Source organism: Paraburkholderia sp. (genome assembly GCF_034668105.1).
Taxonomy (GTDB): domain Bacteria; phylum Pseudomonadota; class Gammaproteobacteria; order Burkholderiales; family Burkholderiaceae; genus Paraburkholderia.
On the sequence record NZ_JAXDPY010000693.1, the window covers coordinates 1 to 4,807 of the forward strand.

Genomic DNA, 4,807 nt, shown 5'->3' on the forward strand with positions numbered 1-4,807 from the left:
CCGTCGACAATCTGGGGGGCGCGTTTGCCGACGGGCGGTCATGGTTGCAAACTGATCACCTCAGAGCCCCCACTCCAGCGTTATGTTTCGCTACCCGCGCAGCCCGATTCAGTGTCCCCACGGGTCGCGCACCATGCACATCCACTGGCCGCCTTCGCTGCGACCAGGTCAGTGATACATCGATGTCGAATGACCGCGGCCGTCTGCCGTCCCATGTAGTTGGCCGAGCGAACTGCCGTCTCACTTGGTGCCCGGCGCAGGGCATCTTCGATAATTTTTCGCAGATCGGGCGCCACTTCAATGCCCGCAGGAATTGTGAAATCAGGTCCCTTCTGAGTCGGTTCATGCATTGGTCGTTTCGGAAAACCACAACTCAATAGGATTGGCCTCAGCGCCATAGCGCATGACGTTGGCAACCGAGACCTTAGCCACTCTCTTGTCATTCGGCCCACCGGAGGCCACCGTTGCCACCGGATAGTCGCAAAAACGTTTCCCGCGCTTTTTTCTCGAGCCTGTCCCGATACCAATGAGCTTTAAGCATGAGGAGTCCTCTTCTACATGCTCATTCAATAAGCAATCCGCATCCTAATGTCTTTGTTGGTCCCTCTCTTCTTGCTGTGACACAGCCGGGTGCGATACCCAGCCGGATGCGGTTGAATTTCGGACAGAGTTCAGCGTTCGGCTCGCTTGCGTCGCTGCCCTGCGCGATCATGGACGCGTCCCCGCTGCCACCGCGGCGGCATGTTCCGCGCCCTGCATTGTGAGCCATTCGCGGAACGCGCGGATGGCCGGTGCATCCTCGCGCATCGTCTCACATACTGCGAAGTACCCCGCGGTCGGCACGGTGATGTCGTGAAACGGTGCGGTGAGCCGGCTTGCGTGCAGTTCGTGAGCGACGAGGTAAAGCGGCGCCATGGCGACGCCAAGCGAATCAGCCGCCGCACCCAGCGCGAGATACGTATGGTCGAATGTCAGGCTGCGCGCCGGCTCCAACGTTGGCAGCCCTGCGGCGGCCAGCCAGTCCTGCCAGTCGTGCGGGCGCATCGCGGCCATCAGCCATGTAACGCCGGCGAGGTCGCGCGGATGGCGCAACGTCTCCACGCCTGGCATGTCCGGTCGGCAAGCCGGCGTAATCGCTTCCGGCATGATCGCCGTAACCGAAAGACCGGGGCCGTCCGGCGCGCCACGCCGGATCGCTACATCGGCCTGCTCAGGCAGCGCACGGCTCTGGTCGCGCCGGTTATCGAGCTGGATGCCGATGCCCGGATGCGACTGCTGGAATTGCCCTAGACGAGGAATCAGCCAGTAGGTCATAAAGGTTGGCGGCGCGGTGATGCACAGCCGGTCGGTTGCGCGGCCGGCCTCGGCACGCCCGCTCGCCAGTTCGATGCGGTCGAGCGCGGGCGTGAGTTCCCGCAGCAGATCGGCGCCCACCTGTGCGAGTTGCAGCCCGCGACCCGCTCGATGAAAGAGACTCTGCCCGAACCAGGCTTCCAGCTTCAGCACTTGCTTGCTGACCGCGCCGGCAGTCATGCCGAGTTGTTCGGCGGCAGCGGAGATGCCGCCTTCGCGAGCCACGACTTCTAAGACGCGCAGTGCTGAATTCGGTGGAAGACGACGCATGATGTTTTCCTTTATGGAAAAGGATGGCGAAAAATATTCGCTTTTCCACTGGACTGAATTATTCAAAAATATGGGCCATGAATGATTCTATATCGAACACCGCTGGTGTCGGAACCAGTGACATATTGGAAACGATCGCCGACTATGTCGCGCGGGACAGTCGCCTGACTCCCGAGGCAGAGCGCACCGCCGCGCTGTGCGTGATGGATGCGCTTGCATGCGCCCTGGGTGCCCTCTCTGATCCGCCGCTACTGCTCGGGCCGCTCTTCGATACCGCGGGCCGTTCAGACGGCCTCGGTGCGCGGGTGCTCGGCACGGCCCTTGAAGCGAATCCGGCTAAAGCGGCATTCGATACGTCGATGCTGATTCGTTGGCTCGACTTCAGCGATACCAGCGTGCTCGGCGGTCATCCGTCAGACAATCTCGGCGCGATTCTCGCCGCGGCCGAGTACCGTTCCGTCCAGTTGCTGCGTGCGAGCCAGCCGGCGCTCACGATGGGCGACGCATTCCGCGCGCTGCGCAGCGCATACGAGATTCAGGGCTGCCTCGCGTCGAACCGCCTCGACGGTCCGTCAGTCGGGCTCGATCACGTGATTTACGTGAAGTTAGCGTCGGCCGCCGTTGTCGCGAAGCTACTGGGCGGTGATGCGCAGACCATCCGCAATGCACTGTCGAACGCAGTGCTCGACAGCCAGAGCCTGAATGCGTATCGGCATGTGCCCAACGCCGGGACGCGCAAGGGCTGGGCCGGTGCGGATGCGGCAAGCCGTGGCGTAACGCTCGCCGCGATGGCGCTGCGCGGCGAGATGGGATATCCCGACCCGCTGCGCGCGCCTGTTTGGGGGTTCGAAGCAGTGCATCTAGGTGGGCGCGCGCTGCAGCTTGGCCGCACGCCCGGCGACTATTTCCTCGAACGTGTGATCTTCAAGCTGGTGCCGTGCCAGCGCAACGGCTCGACAGCCGTCGAAGCGGCGATCCAGTTGCACGAGTGGTTTCGTGCGCACGGTTTCGAGGCCGAGCGTATCGAAATCTTCACGCAGGATGAGGCGATGCGGCGCATCGTCAAGTCTGGGCCGTTGCCGAACGTCGCCGCCCGCGACCATTGCCTGCAATACATGGTGGCGGTTGCGCTGCTGACAGGCAAACTCACCGCGGCGTCGTACAGCGACGCGATGGCGGCGGACCCACGCATCGACGCGCTGCGCGCAAGGATGACAGTAACGGAATCGCCCGAATACACCGGCGCCCATCATGATCCGGACGTCCATTCGTGCGCGAACGCAATCAGGATCACCGCGCGCGACGGGGCGGTTTCGGAACTCGTCGAGGTCGCTTTTCCCGTCGGCGACCCAGTGCGGCGCGATGAGGCCGCCGGGCTGCTTCATGCGAAGTTCCGCGATCTCGCTGGGCATTGCTGGGACGCGGACCGACAGGACGCGGTAATCCAGTTGTTCGGTGACACGGCCGCGCTGTGCGCAATGACAGTGCCGGACTTCATGGACTGTGTCACGGACAAGCCGGTGCCGAGGGCCCGGTAAACAGCCCGGCGTGCGATATCGGCAGGCGTGGAAGAGATTAGAAAAGACAAGGAGACGGACGAGATTATGAGACTGTTTAAACCACTTTACATGCAGGTGCTGCTCGGCGTGGTGATCGGCGCGTTGTTGGGCTTTGTTGCACCGCATCTGGCGATCCAGATGAAGTCGTTCGGCGACCTGTTTGTCGGACTCATTCACCTGCTCGTGGCGCCGCTAGTATTCTGCACGGTGACGATGGGCGTCGCTAAGGTCACCAATCTTGGGCAGGCGGGGCGTATCGCCGTCACGGCGCTTGTCTATTTCCTGGTCGTCTCGACTTTCGCGCTGCTGTTCGGACTCGCCATCGGCACGATAGTGCAGCCAGGCGCTGGCATGCATATCAACCCCGCTACACTCAGCGCGGCTGGCCTCGAAAAATACCGGCCGACGCATAGTGCGGCAGGCGGTTTCATCGGGGCGCTGGTGCACATTGTCCCGACCAACTTCGTCGAGCCGTTTCTGCAGGGCGAAATCATCCAGATCGTCGTGCTGGCAGTCGCGACCGGTGCTGTGCTATCGGGCCTCGGCGAACGCGGCAAGCCGCTCGCCGATTTTCTCGACAGCTTTATGCAGGTGCTGTTCGGGCTCGTGCGTATCGTGATGCGAATCGCGCCGATCGGTGCGTTCGGCGCAATCGCGTTTTCGATCGGGCAGTACGGCATCCATACACTCGTTTCGCTTGGCTGGCTCGTTGGCGCGATGTACTTTGCAGCGGTGCTGTTCGTCGTCGTTGTGCTTGGTTTTATCTCGGCGGTATGGTGCCGCATCAGCATCTTCGCACTGCTGCGCTATTTTCGGACCGAACTGCTTGTCGTGCTCGGCACGTCATCGTCCGAGACGGTGTTTCCGCAGGTCACGGAAAAGCTCGAAGCACTGGGTTGCTCGCCGACCGTGGTGGGTCTGGTGCTGCCAACTGGGTATTCGTTCAATCTCGACGGCGGCCAGATCTATCTCTCTCTCGCAGCGCTGTTCATTTCGCAGGCGCTGGATATTCATCTCAGCGTTGGCGAGCTCGTTTCGCTGTGTCTGGTGATGCTCGTCACTTCGAAGGGTAGTGCCGGTGTGAGCGGCGCGGCTATCGTTGTGCTTGCCGCATCGCTCAGCTCGTCGAGCGTGCTGCCGGTCGCGGGCCTGACGCTTGTGCTGGGCGCGGACCGCTTCATGAGCCAGGCCCGTTCACTCGTCAACGTGATCGGCTGCATCGTCGCGACGATCTTCGTTGCCCGGCGCGAAGGCGGCTTCGACGCGGCGTACGCAAACGAAGTGATGGCCGGGGGCGTCGGTGACCGGGATGACAGCGTGTCCAAGGCTGTCGACGCATTGCCTGAAAGCGGGTCGACGAATCGTCTGATACCGGCCGTGCGGCATGCCGATGCGGCGGTAGGCGCTGCACAGACGCGCATGTGACGTCGGTCCGCTGTCCATAGCATCGACGGTGCACGCACCGTCAAACGAATCCATACGTTAGGAAGAGAGTAGTCATGGCACAACGCAAAATTTCCGCCGTCTACATGCGGGGTGGCACCAGCAAGGGCGTATTTTTCAGGCCCGAAGCGCTACCTGCAGATCCGGTGCTGCGCGACGCGATCCTGCTGCGCGTGATCGGC

At 62.2% G+C, this 4,807-nt stretch carries 5 protein-coding genes; 3 read left to right on the forward strand and 2 right to left on the reverse strand.

Translation table 11 applies throughout. The features are described from left to right. Positions 1-342 precede the first annotated feature (342 nt). Entirely contained in the window at positions 343-570 is a 228-nt protein-coding gene (locus tag QOC89_RS30590; RefSeq protein WP_323048464.1) for a hypothetical protein, read from the reverse strand. Between the two features lie 138 nt (positions 571-708). Further along, positions 709-1,623: a LysR substrate-binding domain-containing protein gene (locus QOC89_RS30595; RefSeq protein ID WP_323048465.1), complete on the reverse strand. Its 915-nt coding sequence runs from the start codon at positions 1,621-1,623 to the stop codon at positions 709-711. Between the two features lie 125 nt (positions 1,624-1,748). Between QOC89_RS30595 and QOC89_RS30600 the strand changes: the two genes are divergently transcribed. From QOC89_RS30600 to QOC89_RS30610, 3 genes are all read left to right on the forward strand, one after another. Then, a complete protein-coding gene (locus QOC89_RS30600; protein ID WP_323048466.1) occupies positions 1,749-3,161 on the forward strand; it encodes an MmgE/PrpD family protein in 1,413 nt (470 codons plus the stop codon). A 66-nt stretch (positions 3,162-3,227) separates the two neighbouring features. Beyond that, positions 3,228-4,607, forward strand: a complete 1,380-nt coding sequence (locus QOC89_RS30605) for a cation:dicarboxylate symporter family transporter (protein WP_323048467.1) — start codon at positions 3,228-3,230, stop codon at positions 4,605-4,607. Between the two features lie 74 nt (positions 4,608-4,681). Continuing rightward, positions 4,682-4,807, forward strand: a 126-nt coding sequence (locus QOC89_RS30610; RefSeq protein ID WP_323048468.1) for a PrpF domain-containing protein, incomplete at its 3' end; no start/stop codon positions are given.

What these genes read in the sequence shown, in the direction of transcription:
- QOC89_RS30595 (WP_323048465.1), bottom strand. Translation starts at nt 1,623, where the DNA reads ATGCGTCGTCTTCCACCGAATTCAGCACTGCGCGTCTTAGAAGTCGTG.
- QOC89_RS30605 (WP_323048467.1), top strand. Translation starts at nt 3,228, where the DNA reads ATGAGACTGTTTAAACCACTTTACATGCAGGTGCTGCTCGGCGTGGTG.